Genomic DNA, 631 nt, shown 5'->3' with positions numbered 1-631 from the left:
TCCTCGTCGGAGCGCTTGGCCGCGTCGACCACACAGTGGTTCATGTGGTCCTGGAGCAGGCCGAGGGCCACCGAGTCGAGCGCGCTCTGGATGGCGGAGACCTGGGTGAGGACGTCGATGCAGTAGGAGTCCTCCGAGACCATGCGCTGGACGCCGCGCACCTGCCCCTCGATGCGCCGCAGGCGCGTGAGGTACTGCTCCGTCGAACTCGAGTACCCGGCCATGGTGACCCCTCCCTGCTGTCGGCACGACGATACCCCTGTGGGGTATTCCGGTCAACAGGTGGCGGGACCCGTGGCTCACATGCGCCCGCCCTCATGGACCCGGACCCGTGACTGACACGGGGTCGTCCTCACGGAGGCGGGGGGCATCCGGGTGCACCGCGAGGACCCCGGGGGCCCTCGCGGTGCGCCCGGCAGGCGGTGGAGCCCCGGGCATGTCGCGCGATTCGGCGCGATGGATAGGCTGGTCACCGTGCCGGAGTCCGCGTGAGGGCTCTGAAGTGTCGGGAGGAGGGTGACCATGGCGCGTCCGAGGCCGTCGTTCTATCCCTCCCGTCGCGTTCCCCAGGCCTTCCCGCCCTCGTACCTCCACACCCGCCTGGCTCCCCTCGCCACGGCACTCGCCCTCA

1 protein-coding gene is annotated in these 631 nt (G+C 70.5%); it reads right to left on the bottom strand.

Features of this window, described 5'->3' with window-relative positions:
- The coding region (locus tag FK530_RS24760; protein ID WP_146489458.1) for a metal-sensitive transcriptional regulator at positions 1-224 on the bottom strand (224 nt) is incomplete at its 3' end.
- Positions 225-631: the final 407 nt, after the last annotated feature.

Source organism: Tsukamurella conjunctivitidis, from assembly GCF_007858475.1.
GTDB classification, from domain to species: Bacteria; Actinomycetota; Actinomycetes; order Mycobacteriales; family Mycobacteriaceae; genus Tsukamurella; species Tsukamurella conjunctivitidis.
This window is presented reverse-complemented; position numbering and strand designations above follow the sequence as displayed.